Here is a 16,503-nt window from a genome sequence, read left to right as displayed (position 1 = left end):
GGAAGGAACATCCGGATGACCAAGCTCACCCGACGCGCTGTCCTGGGCGCGGCCGCGCTGCTGCCGCTGGCCGCGAAAGCCGAGACCGCCTGGCCACCGCGCTCGGTCCGGCTGGTGGTGCCCTATCCGCCGGGCGGGCCGACCGACATCCTGGGCCGCGTGGTGGCGCAGGGCCTGCCGCAGGCGGGGGTGCCCAATGTGGTGGTCGACAACCGCAGCGGCGCCTCGGGCGTGATCGGCGCCGGCGAAGTCGTGCGCGCCGCCCCGGATGGCGCCACCTGGCTGGTCAATGCCTCGCTGCAGGTGATCCTGCCGCATATGAAGCCGCAGATGCCCTACGACACGCTGCGCGATTTCCTGCCGGTGACGAATATCGCGCGGGTGCCCCTGATCCTGGTCGTCGATCCGCGGCTGCCGGTCCGCTCGGTGCCGGAGCTGATCGCCTGGCTGAAGGAGCAAGGCGGCAAGGCCTCCTACGGATCCTCCGGCATCGGCGCCGCCCCGCATCTGGCGGGCGAGCTGTTCAAGCAGCTGACCGGGACCGAGATGACGCATGTGCCCTATCGCGGCTCAGGGCCGGCGCTGCAGGACCTGATGGCGGGCAATATCCAGCTGATGTTCGATTCCATGCCGAGCAGCGCCGGCGCCGTGCGCGAGGGCCAGCTGCGGGCGCTGGCCGTCAGCACCGCCTCCCGCGTCGCCGCCTTCCCGGACCTGCCAACCGTCGCCGAGGCCGGCGTGCCGGGCTACGAGATCGCCACCTGGTACGGCATCTGGGCCCCGGCCCGCACCGCGACGGAGGTCGTCCTGAAGATGCAGTGCGCGGTGGCCGCCGTGCTGGCCACGCCCGAGGCGCGCACGCGGCTCGACGCGCTGGGCGCCGATCCGGTGGGCGACACGCCCGAGGCCTTCGCCGACTTCACCCGCGCCGAATGGGACCGCTGGGGCCGCCTGGTGCGCGAGGCCCGGATCGAAGCGCAATGAAGGCCCTGGTCTGCGAATCCTGGCGCGACTTCGACGATCTGGAATTGAAAGACGTCCCGCCGCCGCCGATGCGGCCGCGCGGCGTGCGCATCCGGGTCGAGGCAGTGGGCGTCTCCTTCGCCGTGCAGCTGGTCGTCGCCGGCAAGTACCAGCGCAAGCCGCCGCTGCCCTTCAGCCCCGGCACCGAGATCGTCGGCACCGTCATCGAGGCCGCCCCGGATGCCGAGGCCCCGCCGGTCGGGACCCGTGTCTTCGCCGTGCTCGACTGGGGCGGCATGGCGGAGGAAGCCATCGCCGACGACATCCATGTCATGCCGCTGCCGGACGGCCTGCCGGCCGCCGCCGCGGTGGCGCTGCCGATCAGCTATCCGACCGCCGCCGCGGCGCTGCTCTGGCGCGGCAGGCTGGCGGCCGGGCAGACGGTGCTGGTGCAGGGGGCGGGCGGCGGCGTCGGCCTGGCCGCGCTGGAAGTGGCGCGCGCCGCCGGCGCCGGGGTCATCGCCCGCGCCGGTCTCGCGAAGCACCCGATGCTGGCGGCGCGCGGCGCGACTGCCGTGCTGGACAGCGCGCAGCCGTTCCGCGCGGCGGTCGCCGAGATCACGCAAGGCCGCGGCGTCGACCTGGTCGTCGACACGCTGGGCGGCGAGGCCTTCGACGAAGGGCTGCGCTGCCTGGCCGAGGGCGGCACGCTGCTGACGCTGGGCTATGCCGCGGGCAGCATCCCGCAGCTCGGCGTCAACCTGCTGCTGCTGAAGAACATCGGCGTCGCCGGGCTGAACTGGGGCACCTATATCGGCTGGTCGCCGGGCGACAACCGGCAGGCGCATGCGCCAAGGGTGCGGGCGCTGTGGCAGCAGCTGCTGGACTGGTGGATCGACGAAAAACTGCGGCCCGAGCTGCATGCCGCCCTGCCGCTCGAGAATTTCCGCGAGGCCATGGCGCTGGTGCGCGGCCGCGGCGTGACCGGGCGGGTGGTGCTGTGCCCCGGGGGCCTGCCGCCGGGCTGATCAATGCCATAGCTCCGGTCTATTGGCCGGCTGGATGCGCTGCTCGTAATGTTCCCCACGAGGCCGTGAGGGCACGGCGCAACCAGGGACGACGAGAATGACCAAGCGTTTCGCGATGATGGGCCTGATCGCCCTGGGCGCCGCCGCCACCCTGGCGGCGACCGCCGGCAGCAGCGCCGCGCAGCCGGCCAACACCTGCGCCGGCAAGATGTTCATCGACACGGTCTATGCCAACGGCACCGGCCCCAACGCCTTCGAGTATTTCGTGCAGATCCGCAACCAGACCTCGGGACCGATGATCGCCGACGTGGCGCTGGGCGGCTTCCCGCAGACCGTCACGCTGTTCTCGCCGCGCCTGCCGGGCGTCCCGACCGGCGCCTGGCAGAGCCAGCAGATCCGCTTCGGCCGCGGCACCAATGCGCAGATCAACCCGGGCACGGTGGATCGCCTGTACGACCGCACCGGCAGCGGCAAGCCCTATATCAGCCTGCAGAACTGCCGCGCCGGCTGAGCCGGATCACGCCGCCAGCCGCGTGAACAGGTCGGGGGGGCCCATCTGCCCCCCCTTCAGCATCAGCTCCATCCCGTCCAGCCGCGGGTCGCGACTATGCGCGCGGCACAGCGTGACGCCCGGCGCCAGGGTGGTGCGATAGGACAGGCCCCAGAGATCCAGCCCCTGCGTCGCCAGGCTGGAGGTGTCGCCGCCGGCGATGCCAAGCCGTCGCACCGGCGCCTCGGCCAGCAGCCCGGCCAGGAATTCTGCGGTGGCCAGCGCCACGTCGCGCGCCGGCGGCGGGGCGCTGCCGGGCGGGTCGGTGGCGACCAGCACGTGGCGCCCGTCGCGCAGGCTGCGCAGCATCTCTGTCCGCAGCGTCGTGCGATAGGCGGCCTCGCTCAGCAGCCGCGTCGGATCGGCGGTCAGGCGCCTGTAGCCGGTCGCCGCCTCGGCCTGGGCGCGGCTGATCGGCGACAGGCTGCCGACCATCACCAGCACCGGGCCCCGGGCCGGGTCGAGCGGCGGCTCGGGCAGGGGGGCAGCGGCCGCCGCGCCTGGCCAGGACGTGGCCAGCGCCTGGGCCAGCCCGCTGGCGCCGGCGGCCAGCAGCGGCGCGCGCGCCGCCTCCCGCCACAGCAGCCTGCCCAGCGGCGCCAGATCCTCGTCGCGCGCCACGTCCAGCAGCATCGCCTGCTGCGGGGCGGCCAGCGCTGCGTCGAAGGCGGCCTCCAGCCCGCCGCCCTGGGCGGTGAAGGGAAGATGCGCCAGCGGCGCCAGGCCCTGCGCCGTCAGGTGGAGGCGCAGATCGGCCTCCTGCATCGGCGTCACCGGATGCGCCCGCATGGTCGGGTGGCGGTCGAGGCGGAACACCTCGCCCCCGGTGCCGGCGGCGGCAAAGAGATGGCCGAACAGGCAGTAGCGGCCGAGATCCGGCTGGCCGCCCAGGATCGGCAGGCAGCGATGCGGGAAGGCCGGGCGCAATGCCGCCAGCGCCGCGCCGATGCTGCCGCGATCCGGCGCACTGTCGAAGGTCGAGCAGATCTTGTAGTGCAGCACAGCAACGCCGAGGGTCCTGAAGAACTCCCCGACCGGCGCCAGCGTCGACGCGATCTCGTCCGGGGTCATGGCGCGGGTCGCACCGGCGATGCCCAGCGCATCGAGGGGCCCGGCCTGGGCGAGCTCGGCGGCGGAAGGCGGGCGCAGGAACAGCAGCGCCCGCTTGCCGCGCCGCGCCAGATTGGCCAGGGTGTCGGTCGCCCCGGTGAAATCGTCGCCATACCAGCCGAGGCGGAGCGTCACGACACCTTCGCCCCGAAGAAATCCAGCGCCTGGGCCAGGGCGGGATGCTGGCGCGCGGCCTCTTCCAGCGCCTCGCCGCGGGTCACGGCGTCCCAGGCCTCGCGGATGCTGCGCACGCCTTCGGCCGGGCCGGCCGGATGCGCCATGATACCGCCGCCGGCCATGAACAGCAGGTCGTCATGGCCGATGGCGTCGAAGGTCGCCGGCGCCGTGCCCGCCCATTGCCCGGAGGAGAAGGCCGGCAGCACGCGGTCGTCGACGCCGTCGGTCAGCGGGGTGACGCAGTCGCGGGCGGAATGGACGACCTCCTCGTCGGTCTGGGCGAACTTGCCCTGCAGCCCGTGCACATGCATGTGGTCGACGCCGGCCAGCCGCCACAGTGTCTGGTAGGCGCTGAACGAAATGCCGAGCAGCGGGTGGCGGGAGAGGCCGCCATAGCCGTTGCGATGGCCATGCAGCGCCAGATCGCTGGAGCGGCGCAGCGTCTCGATCGCCGAGAAGCCGCACCAGTTCAGGCTGGCCATGACGCAGCTGCCGCCCTCGCGCGCCACCAGATCGGCATGGCGACGCATGGCATCCGTCTCATCGGTGATGTTGAAGGCGACCATGACGTGCTTGCCCGTCCGCTCCTGGTGACGGCGCACGGCCTGCATGACCAGCGGCACGCGCAGCGCCAGCGGCGCATGCGGCGGATCGGCACAGATCTCGTCATCCTTGATGAAGTCGAGCCCGGCGGCGCAGAGGCGGCCCACCAGATCGGCGGTCTCCTGCGGCGACAGCCCGACATTCGGCTTGATGATCGAGCCCACCAGCACGCCGTGGGCAACCCCGCTCAGCCGCCGCGTGCCGGCGATGCCCTGAGCCGGCAGGGCGAACTGCGCGCGATAGGCGGCGGGAAGATGCACCGCCTCCAGCCGCATCCCCGTCACCTCGCCAAGATCGAAAAGATTGCCGGCGACGGTGGCGGCCAGGCTGGCGAGGTTGGCCCCGACATTGGCCACCGGGAAAGAGATGCGGATCCGTGCGCGCTTCCAGGGGCCGGCGACGCCGCGCCGTTCCAGCCAGGCATTGGGCAGGCTGGGTTCAGCGACGGCCTCGAGCGGCTCCACCGCCTCGACGATGGCGCCGGCGCGGGCGCGCAGCGCGTCGGTCTCGCCCTCGACCCGGACGAAGGTGCCGCTGGACTGCTCGCCGGCCATGATGCCGGCGATGCGGACGGGGTCGAGCGGCGTCTCGACCAGGTAGACCGCTTCGAAGCGCGCGGGATCCATCGGCGTCAGAGCTTGCTGAGATCGGGGAAGGGGCGCACAGGGTCGCTGCCGTCCCAGCCCTCGGAGGCGGCGCGGATCAGGCGGAACATCTCTCCCTTGGGCCCTGCGACCTCGGACAGCTCGATCACCGTGCCGGGGTGGTAGTGGGTGTCGAAATAGACGAAGCGGCCGCGCTCGCCGACCTCGCCGCTCATCACCGGCTTGAAGCCTTCGGCGGTCAGGCGTGCCAGATCGGCGTCGTAGTCTTCCGTCCAATAGGCGACATGCTGCAGCCCGCTATGCCCGGCCTGGGTGAAGTCGCGGTACATGGAGGGGACATCGTTGCGGCACTGGATGAGCTCGATCTGCAGCGCTCCGGAATTGGCCAGCGCCACCGAATTGTGCGGCTCGTAGCTCTCGCCCTTGTAGCGGTAGTTCCTGATTGGCACGCGCGGGTTGTAGAAGAAGGGGCCGACGCCGAGGGTGCGGCTCCAGTAGTCCATCGCGGCCTCGATATCGGGCACGACATAGCCGGCCTGGCGGATCTGGCCGAAGAAGCGGCTCATGCGGGGGTCTCGCTTGCGGAAGGAGAGAAGGGGTCAGCGCGCCAGGAAGCCGGTGGAGAACCACGGCACGGCGGCGACGAGGATCAGCCCGACCAGCAGCGCGGCCATGTAGCCCCAGATCGGCCGCAGGCCTTCATCCGGGTTGACCTTGCTGATGGCGCAGGCGCCGTAGTAGCCGACCCCGAAAGGCGGCGCGAAGAGCCCGATGCCCATGGCGAAGATGACCACCATGGCATAGTGGACCTCGTGCACCCCGGCCTCGCGGGCGATCGGGAAGAGCAGCGGGCCGAACAGCACGATGGCGGGGATGCCCTCCAGCACGCTGCCCAGCAGGATGAAGGCGACGATCGACACCGCCAGGAAGCCATAGGCACCGCCTGGCATGCCGGCCATCATCTTCGCCAGCTCCTGGCTGAAGCCGGATTGCGTCAGCCCCCAGGCCATGGCGGTGGCGCAGCCGACGATGAAGATGATGGCGCCCGTCAGCGAGGCGGTCTCCACCAGCATCGGGGCGATGCGGCGCCAGTCGAACTGGCGATAGACCAGCAGCCCCATCACCAGCGAATAGGCGATGCCGATGGTGCTGACCTCGGTGGCGGTCGCGACGCCTTCGACCACCGCGGCGCGGATGACGAAGGGCAGCGCGATGGCCGGGATGGCGATGGCGGCCAGCTTGGCGATCTCGGCCAGCGGCGCGCGGCGGATCTGGCTGAGATCCTCAGCCCGGTAGCGCCACCAGACCACGGCGCAGAGGCAGGCGCCGAGGACCAGGGCCGGCACCATGCCGCCGGTGAACAACGCCGCAATGGAGACGCCGGTGACCGAGCCGATGGTGATCAGCACGATGCTGGGCGGGATGGTTTCCGTCTGCGCGCCGGTGGCGGAGAGCAGGGCGACCAGGTCGCCCGGCTTGGCGCCGCGCTTCTTCATCTCGGGGAACAGGATGGGCGCAATGGCGGCCATGTCGGCGATCTTCGAGCCGGAGATGCCCGAGACCAGGTACATGGCGCCGATCAGCACATAGGACAGCCCGCCGCGCACATGGCCGAGCAGGCTGGCCAGGAAGGCGATCATGGCGCGCGCCATGCCGGTCATCTCGATCAGCAGGCCGAGGAAGATGAACAGCGGCACGGCCAGCAGGATCAGATGCGACATGCCTTCGTCGAGGCGGCCCACCACGACCAGCAACGGCGTCGTGGTCGTGCAGGCCAGGTAGCCGAAGGTGGCCAGCGCGAAGGAGAAGGCGATGGGGACGCCGGCGAAGACATTCACCGCGACGACGCCGACGAAGAAGATCAGCAGGTTCAGCTGCCCGAGCGGCTTCAACACCGGCGACAGCAGCCAGAATCCCATGACCACCGCCAGCGTGATGCTGCCCGCCAGCGCCACCGCGGTGACCGAGCCCTGCCGCGCCAGGCGGAAGAAGCTGGCGACGATCATCAGCCCGATGCCGACCGGAATGGCGGAAGCGCGCCAGGCATTGCTGATCTCCAGCGCCGGCGTGACGACGAAATTCTCTTCCTGGGCATATTCGACGGCCGAATGCATGACCAGCAGCAGGAAGGCGAGCGAGGCCGTCAGCGCCAGGGTGTCGAGCAGCAGCTGCGCGCCGGGGCCGACGCGGGTGACCAGCCCGGTCATCCGCATGTGCTCGCCGCGGCGCAGCGCCACCACCGCGCCCAGCATCGACAGCCAGAGGAACAGGATGGAGGCGAGCTCGTCCGACCAGACCAGAGGGCTGTGGAACAGGTAGCGCGCGGTGACGCCGGCGCCGAGGATGCCGATCTCGGCCAGCAGCAGCAGGGCGGCGGCGCCCTCCACCAGCATGCCGAGGGCGCGGTCGGCGCGGCCGGCCAGCCCGGTCAGGGCAGGGGCGGCGCCGGGGGCTAGGGCAGGGGCGTGGCCGGCCATGTTCTGCGTCCCTCGGCTCAGGCCAGCCGGCCCACGGCCTCTTCCAGCAGGCCCCAGGCCTCGTCGCCGAAACGGCCCTTCCACTCGGCGTAGAAGCCGGCCTCGCGCAGCTTGGCGCGGAAGCTGTCGGGGGCCGGGCTGTTGAAGCGCAGCCCCTTGGACTCCAGATCCGTCTGCAGCGAGGCGTTCAGGGTCTTGATGTCCTCGCGCTGCTGCATGCCGGCATCGTTGATGGCGTCCGACACGATCTTCTGCAGGTCGGCGGGCAGCCCGCGCCAGGCGCGGCCATTGGCGATGAACCAGTAGCCGTCCCAGATATGGTTCGACAGCGCGCAGCTCTTCTGCACCTCGTAGAGCTTGGCGACCTGGATGATCGGCAGCGGGTTTTCCTGCGCGTCGACGATGCGGGTCTGCAGCGAGGAATAGACCTCGCTGAACTGCAGGCTGGCCGGCGCTGCGCCCAGCGCCTTGAACATGGCGATCGACAGCGGGCTGACGGGGACACGGATCTTGAGGCCGTCCATGTCGCGTGCCGTCTCGATCGGGCGGCCGCTGGTGGTCATCTGCCGGAAGCCGTTGTCCCACATCTTCTCGAAGGCGAAGAGGTTGACGCGGGAGATGGCGGCGCGGACATGCGCGCCCAGCTTGCCGTCCATCGCCTTCCAGACCTGGTCGTAATCGGCGAAGGCGAAGCCCACCGCGTTGATCGCCGCCGCCGGCACCAGCGTCGCGATCACCAGCGCCGAGGGGGTGAAGAAGGTCAGTGCGCCGTTCCGGACCTGCGACAGCATGTCGGTGTCGCCGCCCAGCTGGTTGTTCGGGAAGATCCGCATCTCGACGCGGCCGCGGCTCTCGCGCGCGATGCGCTCGGCGGCCTGGCTTGCCCGCGTGTTCAGCGGATGCGTCATCGGCAGGTTGTTGCCGTATTTCAGTTCGAACTCCGCGGCGCGGGCAGGGCGCGGGGCGGCGGCCAGCAAGGGGACGGCGAGCGGCGCGGCCGCCAGGCCGCGCAGCGCCGCGCGGCGGGTGATGATGCTCATGCTGGACCTCCCCTGACGGCGCCGCCTGCTTTGCGGGCCCACCCTCATTGTGCTGATGCAAAATGATGGTTTGTTCTTGATGGCGAAGGATATGGACGGCAATACAGGGGTGTCAAACGCAATTGGTGATGGTTTTTGATGGATAATCCGGTCTCGGGCGCCTCAAGGAACCTGCCGCGCGTGGCCGATGTGGCGCGCCGCGCCGGCGTCTCCACCGCAACCGTCGACCGCGTGCTGAACCGCCGTCCGGGCGTGCGGCCGGCGACTGTGGCGCGGGTGCTGCAGGCGGCCGAGGCGCTGTCCTACCTGCCGCCGGACCTGGCGCCGCATCCGGCCCTCGCCCAGCGGCCGATGCGGCTGGTCTTCCTGCTGCCGGCCGGCGGCAACCGATTTCTTGCGCTGCTGGGCAAGATGATCGCCGAGGCGGAGGCGCTGCTGGCCCCTTTCGGCGTCGCCGCCCGCGTCGAGCAGGTGCGCAGCTTCGACCCGGCGCTGCTGGCGCGCCACCTGCTGCGCGCCGGCGCCGAGGCCGACGGCGTCGCCTTCATGGCGATCGAGCATCCGGCGGTGCGCGAGGCGGTGAACCAGCTCGCCGCGCGCGGCGTGCCGGTGGTGACGCTGATCTCCGACATCGGCCATGCGCCGCGCGCCGCCTATATCGGGCTCGACAACCGCGCCGCGGGACGGCTGGCGGGGTATCTGATGGCGCGGTTCCTGGGGCGCCGCCCGGCCAAGGTCGCCGTCATCGCCGGCAGCCTGAGCTACCGCGCGCATCAGGAGCGCGAGATGGGGGTGCTGCAGCTCTTCGACGAGCAGGCGCCGGAGATCCGCATCGTCGCCGTGCGCGAAGGCCATGACGAGCCGGCGCAGAACTACCGGCAGACGCGGATGCTGCTGGCCGGCCATCCGGATCTCGACGGCATCTACAGCGTCGGCGGCGGGGCGGAGGGGATCGGCCGGGCGCTGCGCGAGGCGCGGCGCGACCAGGCGGTGGTCTTCATCGGCCACGGGCTGACGCCGGAATGCCGCGCCATGCTGATCGACGGCACGATGGAGGCGGTGATCACGCAGAACCCGCGCGCCGCCCTGCTGGATTGCGCCCGCGTCTTCGCCAATCTGCGTGCCGGACGCGCGGCGCTGCAGGATGTCGAGCCGGCGCGCAGCGAGGTGCTGTTCCGGGAAAACCTGCCCTAGATGAGGGACGAAGGCCGAGGAAGGCTCGGCGGGATGCCTCGGAGGATGAGGAGAGGCATCTGGCGGATCGGGTGGGATTCGAACCCACGATACCCTTTTGAGGTATACACACTTTCCAGGCGTGCGCCTTCGACCGCTCGGCCACCGATCCAGCTAGGCGGCGGGGTATAGCAGCCTTTCCGCGGCCGGCAAGGGGTTTCGCGCGGGAAGCCGCGCTGGCGCTTCCACGGGGTGGAGCAGGCGCCCGGGCGGAGAGCGGGGACTGAAGTTTTTCCGGCTGCCCCCACCGGGTCACCGGCGGTATTTCTGGGGCCCCCCGGGGGGCAGCGAGACGAGATGCGCGCCGAACGCAGGAAGGACCCGCGTTTTTTTCGGCCTCAAAGTCCCGATTTTTCTTGCGGGGGGGACCCCCCATGCCCCATATGCGCCGCCGTTGACCCGGTCGGAGACGACCACCCTGGTCATCTTCTGGTGAAGGAGCCGCAGCTCATGGACGCTCTCGTTTCTCCGCTGGGGATGGTCTCGGATAACAGCCCGAGCGAAGCCCAGTCTGTCGATATCCGCGCCGAGGCGAAGGACCACTTCGTCGAGCGCGACGGTGTGCGCTTCGCCGGCACGCATCTGATCATTGATCTGTGGGGTGCCACGAACCTCGATGATCCCGCCCACATCGATGCCGTCCTCCGCGAGGCGGCGATCGAGACCGGCGCGACCATCCTGCACGGCCACTTCCACCACTTCGCGCCGGACGGCGTCTCGGGCGTGCTGGTGCTCGCCGAGAGCCATGTGTCGATCCACACCTGGCCGGAGCGCGCCTATGCCGCGCTGGACATCTTCGTCTGCGGCGTCTGCAACCCGTACCTCGCGGTGCCGGTGCTGAAGAAGGGCTTCCAGCCCGAGCGCGTGCAGCTCGCCGAGCACAAGCGCGGCCTGATCGGCTGACACGCCGCCTATCTGTCACGTGACGCGGCAGGGGGCGGGACCTTAGGGTCCCGCCCTCTTCGCATGTTTTCCCTTCCGAGGATTTTGCCATGCCGACCGATTCCTGGGTGAACGAGACCCTCTACCCCGACTGGGGCCAGCGCTTCCTGGTCAAGCGCGAGCTGGCGCGGGTGCAGAGCGAGTTCCAGGACATCATGCTGTTCGAGAGCTACAGCCATGGCCGCGTGATGCTGCTCGACGGCGTCACGCAGATCACCGAGAAGGACGAGTTCGTCTACCAGGAGATGCTGACCCACGTGCCGCTGCTGGCGCATGGCGACGCCAAGCGCGTGCTGATCATCGGCGCCGGCGATGGCGGCGTGCTGAAGCGCGTGCTGCAGCACCGCAACGTCGAGAAGGCGGTGATGGTCGAGATCGACGGCGAGGTCATCCGGCTCTGCAAGGAGCATATGCCCGACATCGCCGGCGACGCCTGGAACGACCCGCGCGCCGACGTCATCGTCGGTGACGGCATCGACTATGTCCGCAAGGCCGAGGCCGGCAGCTTCGACGTCGTCATCGTCGATTCCACCGATCCGATCGGCGTCGGCGAGGTGCTCTTCACCGACGAGTTCTACGCCAATGCGGCGCGGCTGCTGTCCGACCGCGGCCTGATCGTCAACCAGTGCGGCGTGCCGCTGATGCAGGCCGAGGAGCTCGCCGAGACCTCGCTGCGCCGCGGCAAGGTCTTTGCCGACATCTACGCCTATGTCGCGGCGGTGCCGACCTATGTCGGCGGCTTCATGACGCTGGGCTGGTCGGCCAAGGACGCTTCGCTGCGCCAGGTCGACGTCGCCACCATCCGCGCCCGCGCCGAGGCGGCCGGCATCCTCGGCATCACCGAATACTGGACGCCGGAAATCCATGCCGGTGCCTTCAACCTGCCGCCTTACATCAGCAAGCACCTGCCCAAGGCCTGAGGCCTCAGCAGGGATGTCTTCGGGAGGGGCCGGGCGGCGACGCCCGGCCGCTTTCGTTTTCAGGGGCTGGCAGCGTGGCCAGCAGCCCCTCCACCGCCAGCCGCAGCCCGATCAGCGCACGCCGCGCCGGGCCGCGCCTCTCCGGAGGCAGCGCGGCGGCGGCGGCGCAGAGCAGCGCGACCTCCCGCTCCAGCCCGGTCATGTCGACCTGCCGCCCGGCCAGGGCCAGCGCCTGGGCCAGGGTCAGCGTGCTGCGCAGGCTTTCGGCGGCGGCCTCGATGGCCCCCAGAGCGGCTTCCGGCATGGTCCTTCCATGCCGCCGCGCGGGTTAAGATCCGGTCACGCTTAACCACGCCCTAACCAGAGCCTGGCCACCCTGTCGCCTCCCAGCCAGCGAGGAGGGTCAGCCATGGACATGGAGGAGGCGCTGCGTCGCGGCGTGGCCCGGCTCGACGGCCAGCCGGAGCGGCTGCTCTCCCACGCCCGGGCGCTGGCGGGGCAGGGGGCGCCTGCTGCCGCGGTGATCGGGGCGGAGGGCAGCGCCTCGGCACCGCTGGACCCGGTCGCCACCTGGAAGGCCAGCCGGGCGGCGCTCGGCGCCAGCCATACCCTGCTGAGCGAGGCCATCGCCCTGCTGGCCCGGCGCCGCTGACGGTTCTCTCTTGCAGTCTCACGCTTCCGTGATGTTACGATGGCGCATCATGCGCCTGCTCGACCGCTGGACCGGCCATCGCGCGACGAGCTCAGGACGCCGCGCCGCCCTGGAGGCGCTTTTCGCCGGCCTGCCGGACGCCGCGCTCTGGCTCGATGCGGCCTGGCGGGTACGCGACGCCAATGCCGCGCTGCGCTTGGCGCTGGGCCCCGCCTTGCCGGTGCGCCCCGGCATGGCGGCCGAACGGCTGTTCGACGCCGCGTCGCAGGACACCCTGCAGGCCTGGCAGCAGGGTGGGCCGGCGCCGGCTGAGCTCGGCCTCGCCACGCCGGAGGGAACCAAGAGAAACCCGGTGGCGCCGCACCGCATCGCGCTGCCCGGCGGCGACGCCGTGCTGCTGCTGCAGCAGGACGTGGCGCAACGCCAGGCCCTGGCGGCGCGTCTGGCCGAGGCCGATCGGCTGCAGGCGCTGGGCACGCTGGCCGGCGGCATTGCGCACGACTTCAACAACCTGCTGACCGTGGTGCTGGGCGCGGCCGAGGACGCGCTGCGCCTTCCCGGGGCCGCTGCCGACCCGGCGCTGGCCGCCGAGCTCGGCCAGGTGCAGGCCGCCGCCCGCCGTGGCGCCGCCCTGGTGCAGCAGATGCTGGCTTATGCCCGGCAGCAGGTGCTGGCGCCCCGGCTGGTGCCGCTGAACGGCGCCGTGGAGGGCATGGCATCGTTGCTGCGCCCGCTGCTCGGCCGCGGCATCAGCCTTGAGCTGGAGCTCGACCAGCCCGGCCGGCTGGTGCTGATCGATCCTTCCGAGCTCGACCGCGTGCTGATGAACCTGGCGATGAACGCCCGCCAGGCCATGCCGCAGGGCGGGCGGCTGACGCTGCGCACCAGCCGCGTCCTGCTGCTGCAGCCCGAGCCGGCCGAGCCGGAAGAGATCCCGCCCGGGCGCTGGACCGTGCTCGAGGTCGAGGACACCGGCCACGGCATCCCGCCCGAGTTGCTGCCGCGCATCTTCGAGCCGTTCTTCACCGGCCGCGCCCAGCAGGGCGGCACCGGGCTGGGGCTGGCGACGGTGCATGGCATTTTGCGGCAGTCTGGCGGCTTCATCGCGGTGCGCAGTCGGCCGGGCGAGGGCACCTGCTTCCGCATCCTGCTGCCGCGGGTGGAGGAGAGCGCCCGCCGCGCAGCCCCGCCCGCCTCCGTATCCGCATCCGCCGCCCAGGCCGAATCGGGGCCTGCCGGCACCCTGCTGCTGGTCGAGGATGAGGCGCCGCTGCGCCGTCTGGCCGAGCGCGCCCTGCGCCGGGCCGGCTGGACAGTGGAGGTGGCCGAGGATGCCGAAGCCGCGCTCGCGCTGATCGAGTCGAAGGAGTTGGCCCCGGCGCTGCTGGTCTCCGACGTGGTCATGCCGGGGATGGACGGCGCTGCCCTGGCGCGTCTGCTGCGGCCGCGCTTCCCGGCCATGGCGGTGCTGCTGGTCAGCGGCTATGCCCCCTCCATGGTCGAGGAAGGCCTGGCTGGCGACAGCCCGCCGCATTTCCTGGCCAAGCCCTATGCGCCGGCCGAGCTGGTGGCGCAGGTGCGCGCCATCCTGCAGCCGGAAGTCCACACCCTTGGCCGCTGAAACGCCCCTTGCAGAACAGCGGCGAAGCGAACATATAGCGAACGAAGATTGATGGCCGGCTTCGCCGCTTTCGCTTGAAGCGCGCAAATCCTTCCATGATAGTAACGGAATAGTGATCTTGCTTCTTTCCGCATGCTGCCGGGGCTTGGCACCGGCCGTCGGGAAGGCGAGATACAGGACGCAGCCGACGCGTGGCGCGAATGCCACGAAAGCGGCGCCGATCATAGAGACAGCCTGAGGCGAAGGGGTTCCGAGACATGGATAAGAACAAGGCGCTTGACGCTGCGCTCAGCCAGATTGAACGGGCCTTCGGCAAGGGCTCGATCATGCGCATGGGCGCGAAGCAGCAGTCCGACGAGATCGAGGTGGTGCCCTCGGGCTCGCTCGGCCTCGATCTGGCGCTGGGCATCGGCGGCCTGCCCAAGGGCCGCATCATCGAGATCTACGGCCCCGAGAGCTCGGGCAAGACGACGCTGGCGCTGCATGCCATCGCCGAGGCGCAGAAGCGCGGCGGCACCTGCGCCTTCATCGACGCCGAGCACGCGCTTGACCCGGGCTATGCGCGCAAGCTTGGCGTCGACGTCGACAGCCTGCTGATCAGCCAGCCGGATGCCGGCGAGCAGGCGCTGGAGATCTGCGACACGCTGGTGCGCTCCGGCGCGGTGGACGTGCTGGTGGTCGATTCCGTCGCCGCCCTGGTGCCGCGCGCCGAACTCGAAGGCGAGATGGGCGACAGCCATGTCGGCCTGCATGCCCGCCTGATGAGCCAGGCGCTGCGCAAGCTCACCGGGTCGGTGGCGCGCTCCAACACGCTGCTGATCTTCCTGAACCAGATCCGCCTGAAGATCGGCGTGATGTTCGGCAATCCGGAGACCACCACGGGCGGCAATGCGCTGAAGTTCTACGCCTCGGTGCGCATGGAGATCCGCCGCATCGGCCAGATCAAGGACCGCGAGGAGGTCACTGGCAACCAGACCCGCGTCAAGGTGGTGAAGAACAAGATGGCCCCGCCGTTCCGGCAGGTCGAGTTCGACATCATGTATGGCGAGGGCGTGTCCAAGGTCGGCGAGCTGCTCGATCTCGGCGTCAAGGCCGGCATCATCGAGAAGTCGGGCGCCTGGTTCAGCTGCGACAGCCAGCGCATCGGCCAAGGCCGGGAGAACGCCAAGCAGTATCTGCGCGACAATCCGCAGGTGGCCGACAGCGTCGAGCAGCGGGTCCGCGCCCAGGCCGGCCTGATCGCCAACACCATGCTGGTCGGCGAGAACGAGCCCGAGGAAGCCGCCGCCGAGTGATTCTTCCGGGCTGCCGCCGCCTCTTTGAGGCGGCGGGTCAAACGGCCCGGTCGCAAAGCGGGTTGTCAGGAGGGGCGCCGGAAGGTGCCCCTCCTTTTTCGTGTCAGAGCCGGCTCAGCGGCCGAAGAGGTTGCGCAGCAGGTCGGCGGGATTGACCCGCTGCGGCTGCTCGCCGGTGGCGCGGCGCTGCTCCGGCGGCACCGGGCCATTGCGGCCGCCGCGGGCGACCGCCAGCTGCTGCGCGCAATCCGGCAGGCTGCCCGACGGTCTGCCGGCCAGCTGCTGCGCCAGCTGCCCCAGGATGCCCCCCTGGTTCTCAGCCTGCCGCGCCACCAGGTCGCCGACGATGCCGGCCGCGGCCTCGGGGACGCCGGCCGAATCCAGCCGGTAGCTCGGCGCCGCCAGGCTGCCGCCGACCTGCACAGGTGCGCTCAGCCCGATCCCGCCCAGCCGGATCTGTGGCAGCAGCCGCAGCGCCAGCCGCTCTTCCTTCAGATTGACCTCGCCGCTGCCGACCACGTCGGCCAGGCTGGTCTCGACCAGCATCGCCTGCGGCCGGCCGATGCCGTCCCGGAAGTTCAGCCGCAGCGCCAGGCAGCGCAGCGCGGTGCTGCCCTCGGTCGGCGCGTTGGGCAGCAGCAGCCGGCGCAGATCGCCGGCCAGCGAGGCCAGCAGCCGGTTGTCGATCTGCCCATTGGCCATGGCCAGGCTGAGATTGCCGGTCAGGCTGGCGACGACGGCGCGCAGATCGGCGCCGCTGCCGGACAGGTCGGCCTCGGTCTCCAGCCTTCCGCTGCCCTGCGGCGGCAGGCCATAGCCTTGCAGCAGCGGCCGCAGATCCAGCCCGGCGCCGTCATGGCGGAAGGCCAGGCTCAGCCGCGGCAGCGCGCCGCTGGCATCGGCGCCGAAGCGCCCGCCGATCCGCCCGCCGGGCAGCGACAGGCCGAAGGGATCGAGCGCCAGCTTGCCATTGGCCAGCTTCGCCGTGCCGCGGACATCGCGATAGGTGACGCCGCCGGCAAGCACCTCGGCCGCGTTCACCTGGAGGTCGCCGTCGAGGTCGCGGAGCGCCTGCAGCGGCAGCGGCAGCGGCGGGATAACGCGGCGGCCTTCCGGCGCGGCGGCGGCCTGCGGCGGCGAGGTGGACGGTGGGGCAGGGCGCGGCGGCACGGCCGGCGCCGCGGGCGTGCCGACGGGTGGCGCCGCGGCGGGAGCCGCGACCGGCGGCGGGGCGTCGAGCAGCGAGTCCAGGTCCAGCCGCTGCGCCGCCAGCCGGGCCGCCAGCTG

General features: G+C 71.1%; 16 protein-coding genes and 1 tRNA gene. 9 read left to right on the top strand and 8 right to left on the bottom strand.

The window, feature by feature from the left end; all coding sequences use genetic code 11:
- Positions 1 to 15: 15 nt before the first annotated feature.
- The 3 genes from BKE38_RS17930 (at position 16) to BKE38_RS17920 (ending at position 2,502) form a co-directional block, all read left to right on the top strand.
- Positions 16 to 984: a tripartite tricarboxylate transporter substrate binding protein gene (locus tag BKE38_RS17930; RefSeq protein ID WP_076958641.1), complete on the top strand. Its 969-nt coding sequence runs from the start codon at positions 16 to 18 to the stop codon at positions 982 to 984.
- Positions 981 to 1,991 carry an NADPH:quinone oxidoreductase family protein gene (locus BKE38_RS17925; protein ID WP_076958640.1) on the top strand — a complete coding sequence of 337 codons (1,011 nt, stop codon included), beginning with the start codon at positions 981 to 983 and terminating at the stop codon, positions 1,989 to 1,991. The genes BKE38_RS17930 and BKE38_RS17925 overlap by 4 nt, the downstream gene beginning before the upstream one ends.
- 97 nt (positions 1,992 to 2,088) lie before the next feature.
- Positions 2,089 to 2,502: a hypothetical protein gene (locus BKE38_RS17920; RefSeq protein WP_076958639.1), complete on the top strand. Its 414-nt coding sequence runs from the start codon at positions 2,089 to 2,091 to the stop codon at positions 2,500 to 2,502.
- Positions 2,503 to 2,508: 6 nt separating this feature from the next.
- Here the strand turns inward: BKE38_RS17920 and BKE38_RS17915 are convergent, their stop codons facing one another.
- The 5 genes from BKE38_RS17915 to BKE38_RS17895 are packed head-to-tail and all read right to left on the bottom strand — an operon-like array spanning position 2,509 to position 8,553.
- Positions 2,509 to 3,786, bottom strand: coding sequence for a four-carbon acid sugar kinase family protein (locus BKE38_RS17915; RefSeq protein WP_076958638.1), 1,278 nt, complete (start codon positions 3,784 to 3,786; stop codon positions 2,509 to 2,511).
- Positions 3,783 to 5,057 carry a ribulose-bisphosphate carboxylase large subunit family protein gene (locus tag BKE38_RS17910; protein ID WP_076958637.1) on the bottom strand — a complete coding sequence of 425 codons (1,275 nt, stop codon included), beginning with the start codon at positions 5,055 to 5,057 and terminating at the stop codon, positions 3,783 to 3,785. Before BKE38_RS17910 ends, BKE38_RS17915 begins: the two co-directional genes overlap by 4 nt.
- A 5-nt stretch (positions 5,058 to 5,062) precedes the next feature.
- A complete protein-coding gene (locus BKE38_RS17905; protein ID WP_076958636.1) occupies positions 5,063 to 5,602 on the bottom strand; it encodes a VOC family protein in 540 nt (179 codons plus the stop codon).
- Positions 5,603 to 5,635: 33 nt separating this feature from the next.
- Entirely contained in the window at positions 5,636 to 7,513 is a 1,878-nt protein-coding gene (locus tag BKE38_RS17900) for a TRAP transporter large permease (RefSeq protein ID WP_076958635.1), read from the bottom strand.
- A 17-nt stretch (positions 7,514 to 7,530) separates the two neighbouring features.
- Entirely contained in the window at positions 7,531 to 8,553 is a 1,023-nt protein-coding gene (locus BKE38_RS17895) for a TRAP transporter substrate-binding protein (protein ID WP_076958634.1), read from the bottom strand.
- Between the two features lie 180 nt (positions 8,554 to 8,733).
- Between BKE38_RS17895 and BKE38_RS17890 the strand changes: the two genes are divergently transcribed.
- Positions 8,734 to 9,747: a LacI family DNA-binding transcriptional regulator gene (locus tag BKE38_RS17890; protein WP_242662454.1), complete on the top strand. Its 1,014-nt coding sequence runs from the start codon at positions 8,734 to 8,736 to the stop codon at positions 9,745 to 9,747.
- Between the two features lie 60 nt (positions 9,748 to 9,807).
- On the opposite strand, the gene BKE38_RS17885 is transcribed toward BKE38_RS17890, so the two are convergent.
- A tRNA-Ser gene (locus tag BKE38_RS17885) sits at positions 9,808 to 9,898 on the bottom strand.
- Positions 9,899 to 10,236: 338 nt separating this feature from the next.
- On the opposite strand from BKE38_RS17885, the gene speD reads away from it, so the two are divergent.
- Positions 10,237 to 10,689 (top strand): adenosylmethionine decarboxylase, encoded by a 453-nt coding sequence (speD, locus tag BKE38_RS17880; RefSeq protein ID WP_076958632.1) that lies wholly within the window; start codon positions 10,237 to 10,239, stop codon positions 10,687 to 10,689.
- A gap of 89 nt (positions 10,690 to 10,778) precedes the next feature.
- Complete coding sequence (gene speE / locus BKE38_RS17875) at positions 10,779 to 11,648, top strand: polyamine aminopropyltransferase (protein WP_076958631.1); 870 nt, start codon at positions 10,779 to 10,781, stop codon at positions 11,646 to 11,648.
- Positions 11,649 to 11,652: 4 nt separating this feature from the next.
- Here the strand turns inward: speE and BKE38_RS17870 are convergent, their stop codons facing one another.
- Complete coding sequence (locus BKE38_RS17870) at positions 11,653 to 11,952, bottom strand: hypothetical protein (protein WP_076958630.1); 300 nt, start codon at positions 11,950 to 11,952, stop codon at positions 11,653 to 11,655.
- A gap of 105 nt (positions 11,953 to 12,057) precedes the next feature.
- On the opposite strand from BKE38_RS17870, the gene BKE38_RS17865 reads away from it, so the two are divergent.
- The 3 genes from BKE38_RS17865 (at position 12,058) to recA (ending at position 15,216) form a co-directional block, all read left to right on the top strand.
- Positions 12,058 to 12,300: a hypothetical protein gene (locus BKE38_RS17865; RefSeq protein ID WP_076958629.1), complete on the top strand. Its 243-nt coding sequence runs from the start codon at positions 12,058 to 12,060 to the stop codon at positions 12,298 to 12,300.
- 49 nt (positions 12,301 to 12,349) lie between these two features.
- A complete protein-coding gene (locus BKE38_RS17860; protein WP_242662453.1) occupies positions 12,350 to 13,921 on the top strand; it encodes an ATP-binding protein in 1,572 nt (523 codons plus the stop codon).
- 257 nt (positions 13,922 to 14,178) lie between these two features.
- The gene (gene recA, locus BKE38_RS17855; protein ID WP_076958627.1) at positions 14,179 to 15,216 is read left to right on the top strand and encodes a recombinase RecA; all 1,038 of its coding nucleotides are present in this window, start codon (positions 14,179 to 14,181) and stop codon (positions 15,214 to 15,216) included.
- A 114-nt stretch (positions 15,217 to 15,330) separates the two neighbouring features.
- Here recA and BKE38_RS17850 read toward each other — a convergent pair.
- Positions 15,331 to 16,503, bottom strand: a 1,173-nt coding sequence (locus tag BKE38_RS17850; RefSeq protein ID WP_131829635.1) for an AsmA family protein, incomplete at its 5' end; no start/stop codon positions are given.

This window comes from Teichococcus deserti (assembly GCF_001982615.1).
Classification (GTDB): Bacteria; Pseudomonadota; Alphaproteobacteria; order Acetobacterales; family Acetobacteraceae; genus Pseudoroseomonas; species Pseudoroseomonas deserti.
The sequence above is the reverse complement of the archived record's forward strand: the minus strand, read 5'-3'. Positions and strand labels throughout refer to the sequence as shown.

Bases quoted from the DNA above. Each gene is read 5' to 3' on its own strand.
- speE (WP_076958631.1), top strand. From the start codon at position 10,779: ATGCCGACCGATTCCTGGGTGAACGAGACCCTCTACCCCGACTGGGGC.
- BKE38_RS17865 (WP_076958629.1), top strand. From the start codon at position 12,058: ATGGACATGGAGGAGGCGCTGCGTCGCGGCGTGGCCCGGCTCGACGGC.
- BKE38_RS17905 (WP_076958636.1), bottom strand. From the start codon at position 5,602: ATGAGCCGCTTCTTCGGCCAGATCCGCCAGGCCGGCTATGTCGTGCCC.
- BKE38_RS17870 (WP_076958630.1), bottom strand. From the start codon at position 11,952: ATGCCGGAAGCCGCTCTGGGGGCCATCGAGGCCGCCGCCGAAAGCCTG.
- BKE38_RS17925 (WP_076958640.1), top strand. From the start codon at position 981: ATGAAGGCCCTGGTCTGCGAATCCTGGCGCGACTTCGACGATCTGGAA.
- BKE38_RS17895 (WP_076958634.1), bottom strand. From the start codon at position 8,553: ATGAGCATCATCACCCGCCGCGCGGCGCTGCGCGGCCTGGCGGCCGCG.
- BKE38_RS17860 (WP_242662453.1), top strand. From the start codon at position 12,350: ATGCGCCTGCTCGACCGCTGGACCGGCCATCGCGCGACGAGCTCAGGA.
- speD (WP_076958632.1), top strand. From the start codon at position 10,237: ATGGACGCTCTCGTTTCTCCGCTGGGGATGGTCTCGGATAACAGCCCG.
- recA (WP_076958627.1), top strand. From the start codon at position 14,179: ATGGATAAGAACAAGGCGCTTGACGCTGCGCTCAGCCAGATTGAACGG.
- BKE38_RS17930 (WP_076958641.1), top strand. From the start codon at position 16: ATGACCAAGCTCACCCGACGCGCTGTCCTGGGCGCGGCCGCGCTGCTG.
- BKE38_RS17900 (WP_076958635.1), bottom strand. From the start codon at position 7,513: ATGGCCGGCCACGCCCCTGCCCTAGCCCCCGGCGCCGCCCCTGCCCTG.
- BKE38_RS17920 (WP_076958639.1), top strand. From the start codon at position 2,089: ATGACCAAGCGTTTCGCGATGATGGGCCTGATCGCCCTGGGCGCCGCC.
- BKE38_RS17910 (WP_076958637.1), bottom strand. From the start codon at position 5,057: ATGGATCCCGCGCGCTTCGAAGCGGTCTACCTGGTCGAGACGCCGCTC.